The organism is Shigella sp. FJ200513, from assembly GCF_040495915.1.
Classification (GTDB): Bacteria; Pseudomonadota; Gammaproteobacteria; order Enterobacterales; family Enterobacteriaceae; genus ECMA0423.
In genome coordinates this window covers 1-702 of sequence record NZ_JBDYCV010000260.1, presented here as the reverse complement: position 1 = coordinate 702, position 702 = coordinate 1, and the positions used below count along the sequence as shown (strand labels likewise).

At 44.9% G+C, this 702-nt stretch carries 1 pseudogene; it reads left to right on the top strand.

From position 1 onward, the window contains the following. Positions 1-702, top strand: a pseudogene (locus ABZJ92_RS22090) (IS3-like element IS150 family transposase); the annotation flags it as partial.

The following is a 702-nucleotide window of genomic DNA, read 5'->3' as shown; positions in this document are numbered from 1 at the left end:
AGGATCTTGAAAGGCAAGTTCGATTTCTTGAAACGCGGCTTATGTATCTAAAAAAGCTGAAAGCCTTAGCTCATCCCACGAAAAAGTGAAAGTACTCAACGAGCTAAGGCAGTTTTATCCTCTTGATGAGCTTCTCAGGGCTGCGGAGATACCGCGCAGTACGTTTTATTACCATCTAAAGGCTCTCAGCAAGCCTGACAAGTATGCGGACGTTAAAAAGCGTATTGGTGAGATTTATCACGAGAATAGAGGCCGATACGGATACCGTAGGGTAACGCTGTCTCTTCATCGAGAAGGGAAACAGATTAACCATAAAGCTGTTCAGCGCCTGATGGGAACCCTCTCACTTAAAGCAGCGATTAAGGTCAAGCGATACCGCTCTTACAGAGGAGAGGTAGGGCAAACCGCCCCTAATGTTCTCCAAAGAGATTTCAAGGCTACGCGGCCAAACGAGAAGTGGGTTACCGATGTTACTGAATTTGCAGTCAATGGGCGCAAGCTGTATTTGTCTCCAGTAATAGATCTCTTCAACAACGAAGTTATTTCTTACAGCCTTTCGGAAAGACCAGTGATGAACATGGTTGAGAATATGCTCGATCAGGCATTCAAAAAGCTTAATCCTCACGAGCATCCTGTTCTGCACTCTGACCAGGGATGGCAGTATCGTATGAGAAGATATCAAAATATCCTTAAAGAACATGG